Raw genomic sequence first — 17,379 nt, 5'->3', positions numbered from 1 at the left:
TTGCGAGGAGCGGAGCGACGCGGCAATCTGGAGTAGCGTAAACCGCCCTGGATTGCGTCGCTCCGCTCGCAATGACGAAACCCTATTTCGCCGCGCTACGCGACTTGTCGCGGGCGGCGCGGAATTCATCGCCCTCGACCCAGTTCGGCCATGCGCTGGTCATCGCGAGCATTCGGCCGGCGGCGTAATAGAGGCGCAGGTCCGACATCATGCCGTCCCAGTTGGTAATAGCCTCAAATTCGTCCCCGGGGGCGTGATAGCGGTTCTTTTCATAATCTTCCGCTGCTTTCTGGCCGGCCTCGACGCCGCCATCGACCAGATCGTCGCCGCTGCCGAAGTTGAACATCGGCACGCCGAGCTTTGCAAAGCTGAAATGGTCCGAGCGATAGTAGAAGCCCTTCTCCGGCGTCGGTTCGGCCTTGACCGTGCGGCCCTCCATCTGCGCGAGCTTGGTGACATAGGCATCGAGTTCGGACTTGCCGCCGCCGACAACGACAATGTCTTTTGCCGGGCCGACCGAATTGAGCGCGTCCATATTCACGCCGCCGACGGTCTGTGAAAGCGGGAAGACCGGGTTTTCGGCGTAGTATTTCGATCCGAGCAGCCCCGATTCTTCGGCGGTCACCGCGAGAAAGACGATGCTGCGGTCGGGCGCACCGGCCTTGTGAAAGGCTTGCGCCAGCGTCACGAGACCCGCGATGCCGCTCGCGTTATCGACGGCACCATTGCAGATGTCGTCGCCATCGACCGGCGTGCAGCGGCCGAGATGATCCCAGTGGCCGGTATAGAGAACATATTCGTCGGGCCGCTTGGCGCCCGGCAGAACGCCGATGACGTTGCGCGACATTTTCTTCGCGATTTCGTTGTCGAAGCCGAAGTTTGCCTTCACCCCGGTCAGCGGAACTGGCCTGAAGCCCTTTTTCTTCGCGGCCGCGCGCATTGCATCGAAATCCTGCCCTGCGCTTGCGAAAACTTCTTTCGCCTTGGGCAGCTGGATCCAGCCATTTGCAACGGTCTGGTCGGCGCCGCCATTCTTGCTCTCGGCCAGATATTGCGTCCCCGTATTGCTCGATCGACGACATTCCAGCCGTAAGCGGCGGGTTCGGTGTCGTGGACGATCAGCACGGCCGCCGCGCCCTGCCGCGCGGCTTCTTCATATTTATACGACCAGCGGCCATAATAGGTCATGGCGCGACCATTGAACTCGCCCTTGGCTTCCTTGGTTTCCCAGTCGGGATCGTTGACGAGGACGACGACCGTCTTCCCCTTTACATCGAGCCCGGCATAGTCGTTCCAACCCTTTTCGGGGGCATTGATGCCATAGCCGACAAAGACGACGTCGCTGTCCTTGACCTCGGTCTTGGGCTGCACGCGCCAACTGAACGCGACATAGTCCTTGGCATATTGCGCGGTTACTGGCGTCTTGCCGCCCGTGAAGGTCAGCGGGGTGGCGTTCTTGGCCGTGATCTCGATGAGCGGCACGTCCTGCGTCCAGTTGCCGTTGTTGCCGGGCTTCAGCCCCGCTTCTTGATATTTCTTGATAATGTAAGCGACCGTCTTTTCCTCGCCAGCCGTGCCGGGCGCACGGCCCTCGTAGGCGTCCGACGACAATTCCTTGGTCACTTCCTGAAGCGTTGCGAGCGACAGTTCGGGAATCTCGACATCGGGGATGGCGGGGGCGGACGTATCGCTCGCAGCCTTGTCGGAAGCGTTGCACGCGGCAACGGTCAGAAGAACCGCAAAGGCTGCGGTCGAGCGGGGGAAACGAAGCATGGAAATTCCTTGAGTTTTCCTGTTTGATTACGGGCTTGTGCCAGCCGCGCTCCCTCGATGCAAGAAGGGCGACCCTTGCGGACCGCCCTTCTGAAATCCTTTCGGTAGAAAACCGATCAGCGCGAATAGAATTCGACGACCAGATTGGGTTCCATCTTCACCGGATAGGGGACTTCGTCGAGCGTCGGGACGCGGACATAGGTTGCCTTGGTGCCGTCGACCGCCAGATATTCGGGCAGGTCGCGCTCGGGCAGGCTCTGCGCTTCGGCGACCAGCGCCATTTCCTGCGCCTTCTTGCCGAGGGTCACTTCGTCGCCCGGCTTCACGAGGCGGCTCGCGATATTGCACTTCACGCCGTTGACGTAGACGTGACCATGGCTGACGAGCTGGCGCGCCGAGAAGATCGTAGGGGTGAACTTGGCGCGATAGACCACCGCGTCGAGGCGGCGTTCGAGCAGGCCGATCAGATTCTGGCCGGTATCGCCCTTCATCCGCGACGCTTCGATATAGTTCTTCTTGAACTGCTTTTCGGTGATGTCGCCGTAATAGCCCTTCAGCTTCTGCTTGGCGCGGAGCTGGATGCCGAAGTCGGACATCTTGCCCTTGCGGCGCTGGCCGTGCTGGCCGGGGCCATATTCGCGTCGGTTGACCGGGCTTTTCGGGCGACCCCAGATGTTTTCGCCCATCCGGCGGTCGAGTTTATACTTGGCGCTCTGGCGCTTCGACATATGCGTCTCCAATTTGCTGTGTGCCGAGGAATTTCGGCGGTTCCCGGGTCGCACCGCACGGAAGGTTTCCGTACGCGACTGCCGCTTCACCGGGGTGCGGAGTCCATTGCGAAGGCGCGCGGTTAGACGGGAGAGGGCGCAAAGTCAAGCGGTACGCCGCGCGCTCGACAGCGGCGAAAAAGCCGCTAAAGGCTGCGCGCATGACGAGCGCCAAACTTCCCGACCAATGCGAAACGATGACCGACGTTCGCGCCGGGGTCGATCAGGTCGACCGCGAACTCGTCGCGCTGCTCGTCCGCCGCTTTGCCTATATGGACGCCGCGGCGCGGATCAAGACCGACCGCGGGACCGTTCGTGATGAAGCGCGCAAGGCCGAAGTGCTCGATAACGTAGCGCGCGCAGCCGCGGCGGCGGGGTTGGATTCCGAACGCGTTCGCGCGGTGTGGGACGAACTCGTCGAACAATCGATCGCTTACGAAGCGATCCAGTGGGACCGCCTGCGCGCCGACAGCTGACGCGTTTCGTTCAGCGCGACCGCGGTGCCCGGCCTAGCGCGGTGACGATCCCGTGCATCATGCGGATGTCGTTGTGCGACCAGCCGGTCTTGGTGAGCGTGGTTCGCAGCGTGCGGAGTGTCGCGTCCCGGCGTTCGGGCGGAAAGAAATAGCCGCTCTTGTCGAGGTCGCGAACGAGGTGCCCGATCAGCTCCTCGAGTTCGCCGTGCGGCGCCGGCGGATCGAGCGGGACGTCGGGCGGGCTTGTGAGCGCGGTACCACCCACCACATCATTCGGGACATGCTTCGACCATTCATAGGCGAGCAGGATCACCGCTTGCGCTAGGTTGAGCGAACCGAACTCGGGGTTGATCGGGACGGTGACGATCGTATGCGCGAGCGCGACATCGTCGGTTTCGAGCCCCGACCGCTCGGGTCCGAAGACATAGGCGGAGCGCCCGGCGCTCGCGTGGACCTCCTGTGCCGCAGCTTCGGGGGTCAGAACCGGCTTGGTCACGCCGCGCTTGCGTACCGTTGTCGCATAAATGGTCGTGCAGTCGGCGACCGCATCGGTCAGCGTTTCAAAGACCGCCGCGTTCGCCAGCACCACGTCGGCTCCGGCCGACGCCGGCCCGGCGTCGGGATTGGGCCAGCCGTCTCGCGGGGACACCAGTCGCAACTCGGTCAGCCCGAAGTTGAGCATTGCGCGCGCCGCCTTGCCGATATTTTCGCCAAGCTGCGGACGGACCAGGACGATGACGGGGGGCGGAGATGCCGCGGTCATTTGCTCGGCCGCGCCGCCTCGGTGATCGTCGAGGCGAACTCCTCGAAATCCTTGGCTTCGGTGAAGTCGCGATAGACGCTGGCAAAGCGGATATAGGCGACATTGTCGAAGCCCTTCAGCGCCTCCATCACCATCGCACCGATTTGCTGTGCCTGGACTTCATTGTCGCCAGAGGTTTCGAGCTGGCGCTGGATTCCCGACACCAGCCGCTCGATCCGCGCGCCGTCGATCGGGCGTTTGCGGCATGCGATCTGGACGCTGCGCATCAGTTTTTCGCGGTCGAAGGGTTCGCGTCCGCCGCCCGCCTTGAGCACCGCAACTTCGCGCAGCTGGATGCGCTCGAACGTCGTGAAGCGCGCGCCGCAATCCTCGCACTGGCGGCGGCGGCGGATCGCCGCACCGTCCTCGGTCGGACGGCTGTCCTTCACCTGGCTGTCTTCATGTCCGCAATAGGGGCAGCGCATTGGTTAGCGTTTCACCCGAGTGTAGAGTGCGATCGCGGCGCCGGCGAGCAGTCCGACAGGCCAGCTGATGACGGGGAGCACCGCCCCGGCAACCGCGCCGATCACCCCGCCGGTCAGAACGGTGGGCGTCGAGGGATGGTCCATCCCCTGCCGACCCATCGCCTTGACCTCTTCGATCGTCAGCTCGACCAGCGTCGGCTCCTCGGGGTGTTGGCGCGCCATTGCCCCTTAACCTTGATAGATGGGGAAGCGTTCGCACAAGGCACGGACGCGGCCACGAACGTCGGCCTCGACATCGGCGTCGCCATGCTCGCCCTTGTCGCGGAGTGCCTCGAGCACGTCGGCCACCATGTCGCCGATCTCCTCAAATTCGGCGATGCTGAAACCGCGCGTCGTCCCCGCGGGCGATCCCACGCGGATGCCGCTGGTCTTGACCGGTGGCAGCGGGTCGAAGGGCACCCCGTTCTTGTTGCAGGTGATCGCGCTCCGCTCGAGCGCCTCGTCGGCGTCGCGGCCGGTGATGCCGAGCGGGCGGAGGTCGATCAGCGCGAGATGCGTGTCGGTGCCGCCCGCAACGAGATCGGCGCCACGCGCCTTGAGGCGCGCTGCCAATGCCTGTGCGTTGGCGACGGTCGCTTTCGCATAATCCTTGAAATCGGGGCGCAGCGCTTCGCCGAACGCCACGGCCTTCGCGGCAATGACGTGCATCAAAGGGCCGCCCTGCAGCCCCGGAAAGACCGCCGAATTGATGCGCTTGGCGATTGCTTCGTCATTGGTCAGGATCATGCCGCCGCGCGGGCCGCGCAGCGTCTTGTGCGTCGTCGTGGTGACGACATGCGCGTGCGGGAGCGGCGAGGGATGAACGCCGCCGGCGACCAGCCCGGCGAAATGCGCCATATCGACCATCAGCAGCGCGCCAACGTCATCGGCGATCGCGCGAAAGCGTGCAAAATCAAGCGTGCGCGGATAGGCCGAACCGCCCGCGATGATGAGCGAAGGGCGATGTTCCTTCGCCAGCGCCTCGACCTGATCGAAATCGACGAGATGATCGTCGGCGCGCACGCCGTACTGGACGGCATTGAACCATTTGCCCGACATCGCGGGCGGGGCACCGTGGGTCAGGTGCCCACCGGCGTCGAGGCTCATGCCGAGGATCGTCGCGCCGGGCTTGGTCAGCGCCAGCATCACGGCGCCATTCGCCTGCGCGCCCGAGTGCGGCTGGACGTTCGTGTAACCGCAATCGAACAGCTGTTTGGCGCGGTCGATCGCGAGCTGTTCGACCTCGTCCGACGGTGCGCAGCCCTGATAATAGCGGCGGCCCGGATAGCCCTCGGCATATTTGTTGGTGAAGACGCTGCCCTGCGCTTCGAGGACCGCCTTTGAAACGATATTTTCCGACGCGATCAGTTCGATCTGATATTGTTCGCGTTCCAGCTCATGCTTCATCGCTGCCGCGACTGCGGGGTCGGCGGTGCCGACACCGTCGGTGAAATAGCCGGCCGATTTGATGGGCTTGTCGAGCGTTTCTATGGTCATCGGCTGGTCTCCAGTTGGGGCGGATTGGAAAGTTTGTCGACGCGGCGCGCGTGACGATCGCCGGCGAAGTCGGTGGTAAGGAAGGCATCGAGGCAGGCTTTCGCCATGTCGATACCGGTCAGGCGCGCGCCCATAGCGATGACATTCGCATTATTGTGCTCGCGCGCCAGCTTCGCCGATAAGGGTTCGGACACGAGGGCACAGCGCGCCGCCGGGTTGCGGTTGACCGCGATCGAGATGCCGATGCCTGATCCGCACAGCGCAACGCCGCGGTCGGCGCGGCCATCGGCGATCGCGCCACCCAGCCGATAGCCATAATCGGGATAATCGACGCTGTCGGGGCCGTTGGTGCCCAGATCCTCGACCTCATACCCTTTGTCGCGCAGCCAGTCGGCGAGCACGGCTTTCAGGTCGTAAGCGGCATGGTCGGAGGCGATGGCGATGCGCATGGTGCGGCTCCCGCGGGGCATAAGGGAATCGATGAGCGCGCTTTAGGCCAAGCCGCGCGGATTGACCATAAGCGAGGTGGCAAATTTGTGACGGCGCCGATAAAGCCGCGTCATGTCCGATACGATCATTTCGATCCTGATGCTCACCGGCGTCGTGCTGACCGGCGGCGCGGCCTATGTGTTTCGCAAGGGCGATCGCCGCCGCGCGTTGCTGATGCTGATCGCCGCGCTGGTCATGTTCGCCAATGTCGCGGTGTGGCTGGCGCCGGTGACATAGCATTTCGTCATTGCGAGGAGCCGAAGGCGACGCGGCAATCTCCAGCGTGCGTCCATGTCAGCCGATAGCTGGAGATTGCTTCGCTTCGCTCGCAATGACGGTGATGTCACCGAATCGGCGAATCGGGCGCGAGGCGCATATCCAGATAGTTATCGAGCGATTTCATCAGCTGATCGAGCTCATGCTCGAAAAAGTGGTTCGCGCGCGGGATCTCGTCGTGATGGATCGTGATGCCCTTTTGGGTGCGCAGCTTGTCGACCAGCTTCTGCACCGCGCCCGGCGGCACGATCTCGTCCTGCCCGCCCGCGACGATAATTCCCGACGAGGGGCAGGGGGCGAGGAAGCTGAAATCATACATGTTCGCCGGCGGCGCGACCGACAGGAAGCCGCGGATTTCGGGGCGGCGCATCAAAAGCTGCATCCCGATCCACGCGCCGAAGCTGAAGCCTGCGATCCATGTCGTCTGCGCTTCGGGGTGGATCGACTGCACCCAGTCGAGCGCCGAGGCGGCATCGGAGAGTTCGCCGATCCCGTTGTCGAACGTGCCCTGGCTGCGGCCGACGCCGCGGAAGTTGAAGCGCAGCACCGCGAAACCGCGCGCGACGAAGCTCTTGTACATCGCCTGCGTGATGCGGTCGTTCATCGTGCCGCCGCCCTGCGGATGCGGGTGCAGGATCAGCGCAACCGGCGCACGCGGCCGCGGAGGAGGCGAGAATCGCCCTTCGATGCGGCCCTCGGGGCCGGGAAAAATGACGTCGGGCATGGGCGCACCTTCTATATGTCTTGGGCTTGCCAGTGATTCGCCGAGGGGCGGGGTGGCGGAGCGGGATTGGTGCCTATATAGAAAACCGGTCTCGACTTGCAACTTTTGCGAATTGTTCGCAATAAGGCGCTATTTTCTTTGTTTTCCGTTTAACCCGAACGGGATTTGAGGACGGCCAAGCCCGCCATGATCTACCTTGATTACCAAGCGACGACGCCGCTCGCTCCCGAGGCGCGCGAGGCGATGCTGCGCTGGCTCGAAGGACCGGGGGGAGGGGACGGCTTTGCGAACCCGTCGAGCACGCACAAGGCGGGTCGTGCCGCCGCGGCGGCGGTCGAGGTCGCCCGCGATCAGGTTGCGGCGCTGCTGCCAAAGGGCGGGCGCGTCTTTTTCACCTCGGGCGCGACCGAGGCGCTCAACTGGGCATTGTTGCGCGGCGCGGAACTGATGCCCGGCGGCGTGGCGGGGCTTAGCATTGAACATGCGGCTTCGTTGCAATGCCTTGAACGTCTCAATGCTACGGTCCTGCCGGTCGATGGCGCGGGACTGGCCCGATCGCCTGACCCGGCTCTGATCCCTGAAAACGGCATCGTCGCCGTGATGCTCGTGAACAACGAAGTGGGGACGATCCAGCCGGTCGCCGACTTCGCCGCCGCTGTTCATGCGAAGAATAGCCTGCTGCTCTGCGATGCGGTGCAGGGCTATGGCCGCGTTCCCATCCCCGACAGCGCGGACCTCATTGCGCTGTCGGCGCACAAGATCCATGGGCCCAAGGGCATCGGCGCGTTGTGGATCAGGGACGGCATCGATCTGCCGCCGCTGATGTTCGGCGGCGCACAGGAACAGGGGATGCGGTCGGGCACCGTATCGCCCGCATTATGCGCCGGGTTGGGCGCCGCGGCGGCGCTCGCGGCCGAGCGGTTCGATCAGGATGTGGCACATGTCGAGCGGCTGTGGTCGCTGGCGATGGAGATGCTTCGCGAATGGACGCTCAACGGTGATGCGGAGCGCCGCTATCACGGCAATCTCAATATTCGCCGCGACGGCGTGAACGGCCTCCGCTTGATGTCCGACGCCCGCGACGTCGCTTTTTCGCTCGGCAGTGCGTGCGGCAGCGGGTCGGGCAAGGTCAGCCATGTGCTACGCGCGATGGGCGTGAATGAAGCTGATGCGCGCGCGTCGATCGCCTCGGCTGGGGGCGCTATACCAGCGAACAGGAATTGCGCGATGGTTTGAACGCGATCAAAGCCGCAGCGCGGTTGCAAGGGGTCAATTGATGCGTGTCACCTTTATCCACGCCGACGGCAAGGGGCGCATCGAGGCGGAGGCGCAGCCCGGTGACATATTGCTCGACGTCGCGCAGGCGCATCTGATGCCGCTGGAGGGAACATGCGAGGGGCAAATGGCATGCTCGACCTGCCATGTCATCGTCGCGAAAGAAGATTTCGATCGTCTGCCGCCGGCGAGTGAGGAGGAAGAGGATATGCTCGACCTCGCCGCGGGGGTGCGGCGCACGAGCCGTCTGTCGTGCCAGATCGTGCTGACCGAGGCCTTGGACGGTCTGACGGTGCATATCCCGGCGGAGAGCCGGAACATGCAGGGGCCGCGCTGACTGGTTCCGGCCGAAAGCGGACAATAAAATCCTCCCTGTCGCGCAGCGATGGGGAGGTGGCAGCGCGAAGCGCTGACGGAGGGGCTTTGGCGCTGCCGTCGCGGCCCCTCCACCACTCGCTGCGCGAGCGGTCCCCCTCCCCATGGCTTCGCCACAGGGAGGATTTAGCGGCAGCTCACCACCCCAAAGCCGAGATAACTGTGCTATACGGCGCCGACCTTGCATTTCGCGTGCGTCCCCGCCATATGCGCCCCGGGAGTCGGGCGGACGCAGTCTTCGCCAACCCGGTCAGGTCCGGAAGGAAGCAGCCGCAACGAATTCGCTGCGGGTCGTTCCGGCTCCCACCCATTTCCCCCTTCGACAAGACCGGCGCCGCCCCCTAAGACGGGGCCATGAGCGATTCCGCCGACGACGAACCCCCGATGCTGGGCATGGACCTGCCCGAGGCGCCCACACCGGCGGCGTCCTCCGGCCCGTACCGCGTCCTGGCGCGCAAATATCGCCCCCAGACTTTTGCCGAGCTGATCGGGCAGGACGCGATGGTGAAGACGCTGGGCAATGCCATCGCGCGCGACCGGCTGGCCCACGCCTTTCTGATGACCGGGGTGCGCGGGGTCGGCAAGACATCGACCGCGCGCCTGATCGCCAAGGCGCTGAATTGCATCGGCCCCGACGGGCAGGGTGGGCCGACGATCGACCCGTGCGGGGTGTGCGAGCCGTGCCGCGCGATCACCGAGGGCCGCCATATCGACGTGATCGAGATGGACGCTGCGTCGAACACCGGTGTTGACGATGTCCGCGAGATTATTGAGGCCGTACGCTATGCCGCAGTCTCGGCGCGCTACAAAATCTACATCATCGACGAAGTGCATATGTTGTCGCGTAACGCCTTCAATGCGCTGTTGAAAACGCTCGAAGAGCCGCCGCCGCACGTCAAATTCCTGTTCGCGACCACCGAAGTCAACAAGGTTCCGGTGACGGTGCTGTCGCGCTGCCAGCGCTTCGACCTTCGCCGCATCACTCCCGACATGCTGTTCGCGCATTTCAGCGCAATTTTGCAGAAGGAAGGGGTAGAGGCCGAGGCGCCCGCAATCTGGCTGATTGCCAACGCCGCCGAAGGGTCGGTGCGCGACGGCCTGTCGATTCTCGATCAAGCGATCGCGCACGCAGACCTCGACGGCGGCGGCAAAATCGGCGCCGATCAGGTGCGGGCGATGTTGGGGCTGTCCGACCGCACGTCGATTGCCGCACTGATGGCGGCGATCCTTGAAGGCAACAGCGGCGGCGCCATCGACCTTGCGCGGGCACAATATGCGTTGGGGTTCGAGCCCGTCGCGATGGTGCGCGGGCTGATGGATCTGACCCATGCCATCACGCTCGCGAAAGTGTCACGCCATGACGATCCCGCCCTCGCCGAAGCCGATCGCGAACGCATCGGCGATTGGGCGCAAAAGCTTGGGTTCGCGCCGCTCAATCGCCTGTGGCAATTGCTGCTGAAGGGCCATGACGAGGTGCTCCGCGCGAATAATCCGCTCGAGCATCTCGAAATGCTGCTGCTGCGCGTCATCTATGCCGCGTCGCTCCCCGATCCCGGCGAACTGGCAAAGTTGTTCGAAACCGGCGGGGTGCCGGCGATGCCGATCGCGGCGCCGGTGACGGAGCAGGGGACTGCCGCGCTGGACCCGGCGCCGGCGGCCGAACCTCAGGCGGGCGCACTTAATATCGCACAAATTCATCAGCTGCTCGAAAGCAGCGGACACCATCAGCTTGCGCGGCAGGTTTATGATGATGTCAGGCTTTTGGAGCTCGAGCCGGGACGGCTTGTCTATGCGTCAGTTCCCGAACTCGACGGCGATTTCGCGCGGCGGCTTGGCGAGGCGCTGTTCAGCCAGACCGGCAGCCGGTGGCAAGTGCACGAGGGCACCGGCGAGGGACGGCCGAGCCTCGGGCAGATGAAGGCGGCGAAGCTCGCCGACAATGACGCACGTATTCGCGAACTGCCCGTTGTGAAGGCCGCCCTGGCGGCTTTTCCCGACGCGCGGCTTGTCGAGAGCGATAACAATCAGCATAGGTCCAATCCATGAAATCGATCGAAGAAATGATGAAGGCGGCGCAGGAAGCCGCCGCCACCGTGCAGGCGCAGATGCAGGAGGCGCAGGCGAAGCTCGACAGCGTCGAGGTAGAAGGCGTATCGGGCGGCGGTCTTGTGAAGATCAAGGCGACGGCCAAGGGCCGGATCAAAGCGATTCACATCGACGACAGCCTGATCGTCCCCGCCGACAAGCAGATGCTCGAAGATCTGCTCGCCGCCGCCTTCAACGACGCGCGCGAAAAGGCCGACGCGGCAAGCAACGAAGAAATGGGCAAAATGACGAGCGGCTTGCCGTTGCCACCGGGCTTTAAGCTGCCGTTTTGAAAAGGCGGCACCATTGAACGCAGCGCAAGTTACGCCATATTAGCGTTGACCACCCTATAAGAAGGACGGTGCGCCGGTCGCGGCGCGCGTTCAGGAGCCGTAATGACGCAATCCTATCCCCTTTTGCCGCTGCGCGACATTGTCGTTTTCCCGCATATGATCGTGCCGCTGTTCGTCGGACGTGACCGTTCGGTTGCCGCGCTTGAAGCGGCGATGGAAGCGGGCAAGGAAATTTTTCTCGTCGCGCAACTCGATCCCGGCGAGGACGATCCGCAGCGCGATGACCTGTATGACGTCGGTGTGATTGCGACAGTGCTTCAGCTGCTGAAGCTGCCCGACGGTACGGTGCGCGTGCTTGTCGAAGGCAAGGAGCGGGCGAAGCTTTTGGCGCTCACCGATGAAGACAAGGCGGTGATGGCGAGCGTCAAGCCGATCGCCGATACGGTCGACGACAGTGTCGATACCGCCGCGCTGATGCGATCAGTCGTCGATCAGTTCGAAAGCTACGCCAAGCTTAACAAGAAGATGCCCGCCGAAACCGCGGTGCAGCTGTCGCAGATCGACGACGCCTCGCGCCTCGCCGACTCGGTCGCGGGCAATCTCAACATCAAGGTCGCCGAAAAGCAGGCGCTGCTCGTCGAGGATGCTCCGTCGAAGCGTCTCGAAATGGTGTTCGCTTTCATGGAGGGCGAACTCGGCGTATTGCAGGTCGAAAAGAAGATCCGCGGCCGCGTGAAGCGCCAGATGGAAAAGAGCCAGCGCGAATATTACCTCAATGAACAGCTGAAAGCGATTCAGCGCGAGCTCGGCAACGACAATGGCGAAGGCGGCGACGACCTGGCCGAACTGCAGCTCAAGATCGACAGCCTCAAAATGTCGAAGGAAGCCAAGGCTAAGGCGAATGCCGAGCTGAAAAAGCTGCGCGCGATGGCTCCTATGTCGGCCGAGGCAACGGTTGTGCGCAACTATCTCGACACGCTCATCGGCCTGCCGTGGGGCAAGAAATCGAAGCTGAAGAAGGATATTGCGAAGGCGCAGGCCGTCCTCGACGACGACCATTATGCGCTGGAAAAGGTCAAGGACCGGATCGTCGAATATCTCGCCGTCCAGGCGCGCACCAACAAGCTCAAAGGCCCGATCCTGTGCCTCGTCGGCCCTCCGGGCGTCGGGAAGACGTCGCTCGGCCGCAGCATCGCCAAGGCGACGGGACGCGAGTTCGTGCGCCAGTCGCTCGGCGGCGTGCGCGACGAGGCCGAAATTCGCGGCCATCGCCGCACTTATATCGGCTCGCTGCCTGGCAAAATCGTGACGAACCTGAAAAAGGCCGGCGCGATGAACCCGTTGTTCCTGCTCGACGAGATCGACAAGCTGGGCCAGGATTTCCGCGGCGATCCGGCGTCGGCGCTGCTTGAGGTGCTCGATCCCGAACAGAATGCGAAGTTCCAGGACCATTATCTGGAGATCGACGTCGATCTTTCAGACATCATGTTCGTGACGACGGCGAACTCGCTCAACCTTCCGCAGCCGTTGCTCGACCGCATGGAGATCATCCGGCTCGAGGGCTATACCGAGGATGAGAAGGTCGAGATCGCCAAGCGTCACCTGATCGCCAAGCAGGTCGAGGCGCATGGCCTGAAGGACGGCGAGTTCGAGCTGACCGAAGACGGTTTGCGCGACCTCATCCGCTATTATACGCGTGAGGCCGGCGTCCGCACGCTCGAGCGCGAGATTGCGCGTCTGGCGCGCAAGGCGCTGCGCAAGATCCTCGAGGGCCAGGCGGAAAGTGTGATCATCACGCCCGAAAATCTGGCCGAATTTTCCGGTGTCCGGAAATTCCGCCACGGTGTGTCGGATCGTGAGGATCAGGTCGGCGCGGTTACCGGCCTTGCCTGGACCGAGGTCGGCGGTGAATTGCTGACGATCGAGGCGGTGACCGCGTCGGGCAAGGGTCAGGTCAGGACGACCGGCAAGCTCGGCGAGGTGATGACCGAGTCGGTGCAGGCCGCGCTGTCGTTCGTGAAGGCGCGCGCGCCGGCCTACGGCATCAAGCCCAGCCTGTTCGCGCGCAAGGACATTCACATCCACCTGCCCGAAGGCGCAGTTCCGAAGGATGGCCCGTCGGCGGGTGTCGGCATGGTCACGGCGATGGTGTCGACGCTGACGGGTATTGCGGTGCGCAAGGATGTCGCGATGACCGGCGAAGTCACGCTGCGCGGCCGCGTGCTCGCGATCGGGGGCCTCAAGGAGAAGCTGCTCGCGGCGCTGCGCGGCGGGATCACTACGGTTTTCATTCCCGAAGAGAATGAAAAGGACCTGGTCGAAATCCCGTCGAACATCACCGGCAAGCTGAAGATCATTCCGGTCAGTCATGTCGACCAAGTGCTTGCCGAGGCGCTGGTTTCGCCGGTCGAGCCGATCGAATGGACCGAGGCTGACGAACTCGCCGCCTCGCCGCCGATCGGCACCGGCGGCGATCACGAAACGGCGATTCGCCACTGACTCGTCGCGAATGGACGACCATTCGCCCCAAGTTCGTCGCAAAATCGGCGTTTTGGGGCGATTTTCTCCCTTTTTTGCTTTGACAAGCCGGGGTCAAACATCGTTAGTGGCGCGCCATGGCTTCGGGCCATGAGAATCATTCAACCATAATGCAGGGGTTCCTTAGGCATGAACAAACAAGACCTGATCGCCGCCGTCGCCGATTCGAGCGGCCTGACCAAGGGTGATGCCAGCAAGGCCGTGGAAGCCGTCTTCGACGCGATCACGGGCTCGCTCAAGAAGGGCGGCGAAGTCCGTCTCGTTGGCTTCGGCACCTTTGCCGTCAGCAAGCGCAAGGCGTCGACCGGTCGCAACCCGCGCACTGGCGAAACGATGACCATCGCGGCGTCGAACCAGCCGAAGTTCAAGGCCGGCAAGGCCCTTAAGGACGCCGTCAACTAAGTTGGCCCGCGCCTTTTGATACGAACATCTCGGGCCGTGGCGCAAGCTGCGGCCCGTTTTGCATGGATGGCCGGGTTTTCGGAGAAATGGGCGTTGCATTCGCTGCATCAGCGGCTATTGGACGTCCGGCTTTCGGACGGCGGACCTAGGTTCGCACCGGGACGGGCGCGTAGCTCAGCGGTAGAGCACACCCTTCACACGGGTGGGGTCACAGGTTCAATCCCTGTCGCGCCCACCATGGCCTCGCTGCCATGGCAACCGGTCCCGAAACCCGAACCGCGGCTGACGCGGCCATTCATCGGCTATTCAATGCTATCGCGGTAGGGAACGGCCATGATCCGCACGCTGACCTTTTCGCTTTGCTCCGCGCTGCTGCTTTCGGCGGCCGTGCCGACGGCTGCGCGTGGCGACCGCGACCAGAATCATCTGCGCCAGGCCGCGGCCGAGGGTCAGGTGGTGCCGCTGGGCAAGCTGATCGCCGATGTCCGTTCGCGCCCGCCCTATAGCGGGATGACCTATCTCGGCGGGCCGCAGTTCGATGCGGAGCGGATGATCTACAAGCTCAAATTCATGGACGGCAGCCAGGTCGTCGTCGTCTATGTCGATGCGCGCACCGGCCGGATCGTCGGCCGCAACCCCTGACATCGCAGGCAAGGCGAGCGCGTCCCGCAACCATTTTTTGCGATGGGCGTCCGGACTTGATACATAGTCGAAACATGCGGCCGATACCGTCGGCGCGCAAAGGAAAGGCGCCTGAATGCGGATTTTGATTGTCGAAGACGAACCCACGCTGGGTCCGCAGCTCAAAGCGACGCTGGAGGGAGCGGGTTATGCGGTCGACCTTGCGACCGATGGCGAGGACGGGCATTTCCTCGGCTCGACCGAAACCTATGACGCCGCGATCCTTGACCTCGGCCTGCCCGAAATCGACGGGCTGACCGTGCTCGATCGCTGGCGGCGCGAAAAGCGCAATTTTCCTGTGCTCGTGCTGACGGCGCGCGACAGTTGGTCGGACAAGGTGGCGGGGCTCGACGCGGGCGCCGACGATTATCTGGCCAAGCCGTTCCAGACCGAGGAATTGATTGCGCGCCTGCGCGCGCTGATCCGCCGCGCGTCGGGCAATGCGTCGAGCGAGCTGACCGCGGGCGACGTCCGCCTCGATACGCGCTCGGGACGCGTTACGCTCGCCGGCGAGCCGGTGAAGCTGACCGCGCAGGAATATAAGCTCCTGTCATACCTGCTCCATCACAAGGGCAAGGTCGTGTCGCGCACCGAGCTGATCGAACATATTTACGACCAGGATTTCGATCGCGATTCGAACACGATCGAGGTGTTCGTGACGCGCATCCGCAAAAAGCTGGGCGCCGACATCATCACCACGATCCGCGGTCTTGGTTATCAGCTCGACGATCCGCAAGGCTGACCATGCGCCGTCGCTGTTTCCTTGTCGTTATCCCGGCGGAGGCCGGGATCCCGCCGGTGCGGGGTGACGACAGGGTGAGATCCCGGCCTTCGCCGGGATGACGGATACAAAAAGGTTGGAGAGCTCGGCCGCCCCGTCGAATCCAGCGCCTCGCGGCCGCATCACCGGCTCGCTTGCGCGGCGTATGATCGCCATCGCCGCGCTGTGGATTTCGGTGCTGCTGATCGGCGGCGGTTTTGCGCTCGACCGCGTGCTGACGAGCGCGATCACGCGCAATTTCGATTCGAGCCTTGAATATGTGCTGATCGCGATGATCCGCTCGTCGGAGATCGGCCCCGACGGCGAGGTGCGGCTGATCGAACCGCTTGGCGATCAGCGTTTTCTGGAACCCTATAGCGGCCTGTATTGGCAGATCAGCGGCGGTGAGCAGGAACCCTATCGTTCGCGATCGCTCTGGGAGCGCACGCTGAAGGCGCCGACGCCGCACATTGACGATCAGATTCATACCTATGACAGCAATCAGTTTCCCGACGAAGAGTTGCGCGTCCTTGAACGCAACGTGATCCTGCCGGGGAGCCGGACCAGTTGGCGCTACCAGATTGCGCAGTCGCGCGAGGCGCTGGACGTGCAGGTGGGCGCCGTGCGCCGGACCCTGATCCCCAGTCTCGCGCTGCTGGGCCTCGGTCTCATCATCATGGCTGCGCTCCAGACTTTTTACGGCCTTTGGCCGCTGCGCGACATCCGGCGCGCGATCGCGGCGATGCGCGGCGGGCAGAACCGCCGCGTCGATGCGCCGCTGCCGCTGGAAGTGCAGCCGATGGTCGATGAGCTCAACGCGCTGCTCGCGCATAACGAGAAACAGGCGGAGGAGGCGCGGCTCCACGCGGGCAATCTCGCGCACGCGCTCAAAACTCCGCTGACCGTGCTGGTCAACAGCGCGACCAGTTCGGATTCAGAACTGGCGAACACGGTGCGGCGCGAGGCAGCGACGATGCAGCGGCAGGTCGATCATCATCTTGCGCGCGCGCGCGCTGTCGGGCGGCGCGGCGCGGCGCAGGCGCGCGCGGTGGTGTGGGACAGCGTGCAGAGCGTGTTGCGCGCGGTTGCCGCGCTCTATCCCGACGCGCGGCTCGATGCCGCGGGCGACCGGACGGTGGTTGCGAAAGTCGAGCGGCAGGATCTGGACGAGCTGGTCGGCAATCTCCTCGAAAATGCCGCAAAATATGGTGGAGGCAGCGTCTTCGTCACGATCGGCCGCGACGGCAATATGGCGGAAATCATTGTCGAGGATGACGGGGCGGGTATTTCACCCGAGGATCGTACGCGCATTTTTGATCGCGGCGTGCGGCTCGACAGCGGCAAGCCGGGGACCGGCCTCGGCCTCGCGATCGTCCGCGATGTGGCCGAAATCTATGGCGGCAGCATCGCGCTCGAAGAGAGCGAGGATTTGGGAGGAGTGCTGGTAAGGTTGCGGTTGCCAGCAGGGTAGGGCTGCGGGCTCAAGTCAAAGGTCAGGAAAAGTCAGCCCTGTTTGATTGCCGATCTGCATTCCCCCGGTACATGCCGCGCCGCGCTTCTGCGCCCGCGTAGGGGCGGGAACGACCCATTTTTTTTCCATATCTTGAAAGAGGTGGGATGAAGGCTGGCACAGCGGGGTCATGTAGGACAGCGTTTTTTTCTAAATGTCTGCCTTGGAGTGGGGAGCGGACCATCCCCGTTT

The 17,379-nt window shown here is 63.6% G+C and carries 17 protein-coding genes, 1 tRNA gene, 1 other RNA gene and 2 pseudogenes; 13 read left to right on the top strand and 8 right to left on the bottom strand.

Annotation, left to right across the window (positions count from 1 at the left end):
* Positions 1-82 precede the first annotated feature (82 nt).
* Positions 83-1,773, bottom strand: a pseudogene (locus VSX77_RS16335) (M28 family metallopeptidase).
* 116 nt (positions 1,774-1,889) lie between these two features.
* On the bottom strand, positions 1,890-2,501 hold the full coding sequence (rpsD, locus tag VSX77_RS16330; protein ID WP_338425649.1) for a 30S ribosomal protein S4: 612 nt from the start codon (positions 2,499-2,501) through the stop codon (positions 1,890-1,892).
* A gap of 200 nt (positions 2,502-2,701) precedes the next feature.
* On the opposite strand from rpsD, the gene VSX77_RS16325 reads away from it, so the two are divergent.
* Positions 2,702-3,016, top strand: coding sequence for a chorismate mutase (locus VSX77_RS16325; RefSeq protein WP_338425648.1), 315 nt, complete (start codon positions 2,702-2,704; stop codon positions 3,014-3,016).
* Positions 3,017-3,026: 10 nt separating this feature from the next.
* Here VSX77_RS16325 and VSX77_RS16320 read toward each other — a convergent pair whose 3' ends face one another.
* Genes VSX77_RS16320 through rpiB form a run of 5 tightly spaced genes read right to left on the bottom strand, consistent with a single transcriptional unit; the run spans position 3,027 to position 6,228 of the window.
* Positions 3,027-3,779, bottom strand: a complete 753-nt coding sequence (locus tag VSX77_RS16320; protein ID WP_338425647.1) for an RNA methyltransferase — start codon at positions 3,777-3,779, stop codon at positions 3,027-3,029.
* Positions 3,776-4,243 carry a transcriptional regulator NrdR gene (gene nrdR / locus VSX77_RS16315; RefSeq protein WP_338425646.1) on the bottom strand — a complete coding sequence of 156 codons (468 nt, stop codon included), beginning with the start codon at positions 4,241-4,243 and terminating at the stop codon, positions 3,776-3,778. Before nrdR ends, VSX77_RS16320 begins: the two co-directional genes overlap by 4 nt.
* Positions 4,244-4,246: 3 nt before the next feature.
* Entirely contained in the window at positions 4,247-4,465 is a 219-nt protein-coding gene (locus tag VSX77_RS16310; RefSeq protein WP_338425645.1) for a hypothetical protein, read from the bottom strand.
* A 6-nt stretch (positions 4,466-4,471) separates the two neighbouring features.
* The gene (gene glyA, locus VSX77_RS16305) at positions 4,472-5,779 is read right to left on the bottom strand and encodes a serine hydroxymethyltransferase (RefSeq protein WP_338425644.1); all 1,308 of its coding nucleotides are present in this window, start codon (positions 5,777-5,779) and stop codon (positions 4,472-4,474) included.
* Positions 5,776-6,228: a ribose 5-phosphate isomerase B gene (rpiB, locus tag VSX77_RS16300; protein WP_338425643.1), complete on the bottom strand. Its 453-nt coding sequence runs from the start codon at positions 6,226-6,228 to the stop codon at positions 5,776-5,778. Before rpiB ends, glyA begins: the two co-directional genes overlap by 4 nt.
* A 112-nt stretch (positions 6,229-6,340) precedes the next feature.
* Between rpiB and VSX77_RS16295 the strand changes: the two genes are divergently transcribed.
* On the top strand, positions 6,341-6,505 hold the full coding sequence (locus tag VSX77_RS16295) for a hypothetical protein (protein ID WP_338425642.1): 165 nt from the start codon (positions 6,341-6,343) through the stop codon (positions 6,503-6,505).
* A 106-nt stretch (positions 6,506-6,611) separates the two neighbouring features.
* On the opposite strand, the gene VSX77_RS16290 is transcribed toward VSX77_RS16295, so the two are convergent.
* Positions 6,612-7,268, bottom strand: a complete 657-nt coding sequence (locus tag VSX77_RS16290; RefSeq protein WP_054588059.1) for an alpha/beta hydrolase — start codon at positions 7,266-7,268, stop codon at positions 6,612-6,614.
* Positions 7,269-7,454: 186 nt separating this feature from the next.
* On the opposite strand from VSX77_RS16290, the pseudogene VSX77_RS16285 reads away from it, so the two are divergent.
* From VSX77_RS16285 to VSX77_RS16235, 11 genes and pseudogenes are all read left to right on the top strand, one after another.
* Positions 7,455-8,545, top strand: a pseudogene (locus VSX77_RS16285) (cysteine desulfurase family protein).
* A complete protein-coding gene (locus VSX77_RS16280; protein WP_338425641.1) occupies positions 8,542-8,880 on the top strand; it encodes a 2Fe-2S iron-sulfur cluster-binding protein in 339 nt (112 codons plus the stop codon). The pseudogene VSX77_RS16285 and the gene VSX77_RS16280 overlap by 4 nt, the downstream one beginning before the upstream one ends.
* Positions 8,881-9,131: 251 nt before the next feature.
* Positions 9,132-9,229, top strand: an RNA gene (gene ffs, locus VSX77_RS16275) — signal recognition particle sRNA small type.
* Positions 9,230-9,272: 43 nt separating this feature from the next.
* Positions 9,273-10,964 (top strand): DNA polymerase III subunit gamma/tau, encoded by a 1,692-nt coding sequence (locus tag VSX77_RS16270; protein ID WP_422397255.1) that lies wholly within the window; start codon positions 9,273-9,275, stop codon positions 10,962-10,964.
* On the top strand, positions 10,961-11,296 hold the full coding sequence (locus VSX77_RS16265) for a YbaB/EbfC family nucleoid-associated protein (protein ID WP_338425640.1): 336 nt from the start codon (positions 10,961-10,963) through the stop codon (positions 11,294-11,296). The genes VSX77_RS16270 and VSX77_RS16265 overlap by 4 nt, the downstream gene beginning before the upstream one ends.
* 102 nt (positions 11,297-11,398) lie before the next feature.
* Entirely contained in the window at positions 11,399-13,795 is a 2,397-nt protein-coding gene (gene lon, locus VSX77_RS16260) for an endopeptidase La (protein WP_338425639.1), read from the top strand.
* Positions 13,796-13,963: 168 nt separating this feature from the next.
* Positions 13,964-14,236, top strand: a complete 273-nt coding sequence (locus VSX77_RS16255) for an HU family DNA-binding protein (RefSeq protein WP_037510426.1) — start codon at positions 13,964-13,966, stop codon at positions 14,234-14,236.
* A gap of 163 nt (positions 14,237-14,399) precedes the next feature.
* A tRNA-Val gene (locus VSX77_RS16250) sits at positions 14,400-14,474 on the top strand.
* A 95-nt stretch (positions 14,475-14,569) separates the two neighbouring features.
* Positions 14,570-14,878: a hypothetical protein gene (locus VSX77_RS16245; RefSeq protein ID WP_338425638.1), complete on the top strand. Its 309-nt coding sequence runs from the start codon at positions 14,570-14,572 to the stop codon at positions 14,876-14,878.
* A 115-nt stretch (positions 14,879-14,993) separates the two neighbouring features.
* Positions 14,994-15,659 carry a response regulator transcription factor gene (locus tag VSX77_RS16240; RefSeq protein ID WP_011541111.1) on the top strand — a complete coding sequence of 222 codons (666 nt, stop codon included), beginning with the start codon at positions 14,994-14,996 and terminating at the stop codon, positions 15,657-15,659.
* Positions 15,660-15,843: 184 nt separating this feature from the next.
* Positions 15,844-17,148, top strand: a complete 1,305-nt coding sequence (locus tag VSX77_RS16235; RefSeq protein ID WP_338425637.1) for a sensor histidine kinase — start codon at positions 15,844-15,846, stop codon at positions 17,146-17,148.
* Positions 17,149-17,379 lie beyond the last annotated feature (231 nt).

Origin of the sequence: Sphingopyxis sp. TUF1 (assembly GCF_036687315.1) — a bacterium.
GTDB classification, from domain to species: Bacteria; Pseudomonadota; Alphaproteobacteria; order Sphingomonadales; family Sphingomonadaceae; genus Sphingopyxis; species Sphingopyxis kveilinensis.
This window is presented reverse-complemented; position numbering and strand designations above follow the sequence as displayed.

Coding starts and splice junctions, on each gene's coding strand:
- VSX77_RS16265 (WP_338425640.1), top strand. CDS start 10,961: ATGAAATCGATCGAAGAAATGATGAAGGCGGCGCAGGAAGCCGCCGCC.
- VSX77_RS16325 (WP_338425648.1), top strand. CDS start 2,702: ATGACGAGCGCCAAACTTCCCGACCAATGCGAAACGATGACCGACGTT.
- rpiB (WP_338425643.1), bottom strand. CDS start 6,228: ATGCGCATCGCCATCGCCTCCGACCATGCCGCTTACGACCTGAAAGCC.
- glyA (WP_338425644.1), bottom strand. CDS start 5,779: ATGACCATAGAAACGCTCGACAAGCCCATCAAATCGGCCGGCTATTTC.
- VSX77_RS16255 (WP_037510426.1), top strand. CDS start 13,964: ATGAACAAACAAGACCTGATCGCCGCCGTCGCCGATTCGAGCGGCCTG.
- VSX77_RS16310 (WP_338425645.1), bottom strand. CDS start 4,465: ATGGCGCGCCAACACCCCGAGGAGCCGACGCTGGTCGAGCTGACGATC.
- VSX77_RS16240 (WP_011541111.1), top strand. CDS start 14,994: ATGCGGATTTTGATTGTCGAAGACGAACCCACGCTGGGTCCGCAGCTC.
- nrdR (WP_338425646.1), bottom strand. CDS start 4,243: ATGCGCTGCCCCTATTGCGGACATGAAGACAGCCAGGTGAAGGACAGC.
- lon (WP_338425639.1), top strand. CDS start 11,399: ATGACGCAATCCTATCCCCTTTTGCCGCTGCGCGACATTGTCGTTTTC.
- VSX77_RS16245 (WP_338425638.1), top strand. CDS start 14,570: ATGATCCGCACGCTGACCTTTTCGCTTTGCTCCGCGCTGCTGCTTTCG.
- VSX77_RS16290 (WP_054588059.1), bottom strand. CDS start 7,268: ATGCCCGACGTCATTTTTCCCGGCCCCGAGGGCCGCATCGAAGGGCGA.
- rpsD (WP_338425649.1), bottom strand. CDS start 2,501: ATGTCGAAGCGCCAGAGCGCCAAGTATAAACTCGACCGCCGGATGGGC.
- VSX77_RS16320 (WP_338425647.1), bottom strand. CDS start 3,779: ATGACCGCGGCATCTCCGCCCCCCGTCATCGTCCTGGTCCGTCCGCAG.
- VSX77_RS16270 (WP_422397255.1), top strand. CDS start 9,273: ATGAGCGATTCCGCCGACGACGAACCCCCGATGCTGGGCATGGACCTG.
- VSX77_RS16295 (WP_338425642.1), top strand. CDS start 6,341: ATGTCCGATACGATCATTTCGATCCTGATGCTCACCGGCGTCGTGCTG.
- VSX77_RS16235 (WP_338425637.1), top strand. CDS start 15,844: ATGATCGCCATCGCCGCGCTGTGGATTTCGGTGCTGCTGATCGGCGGC.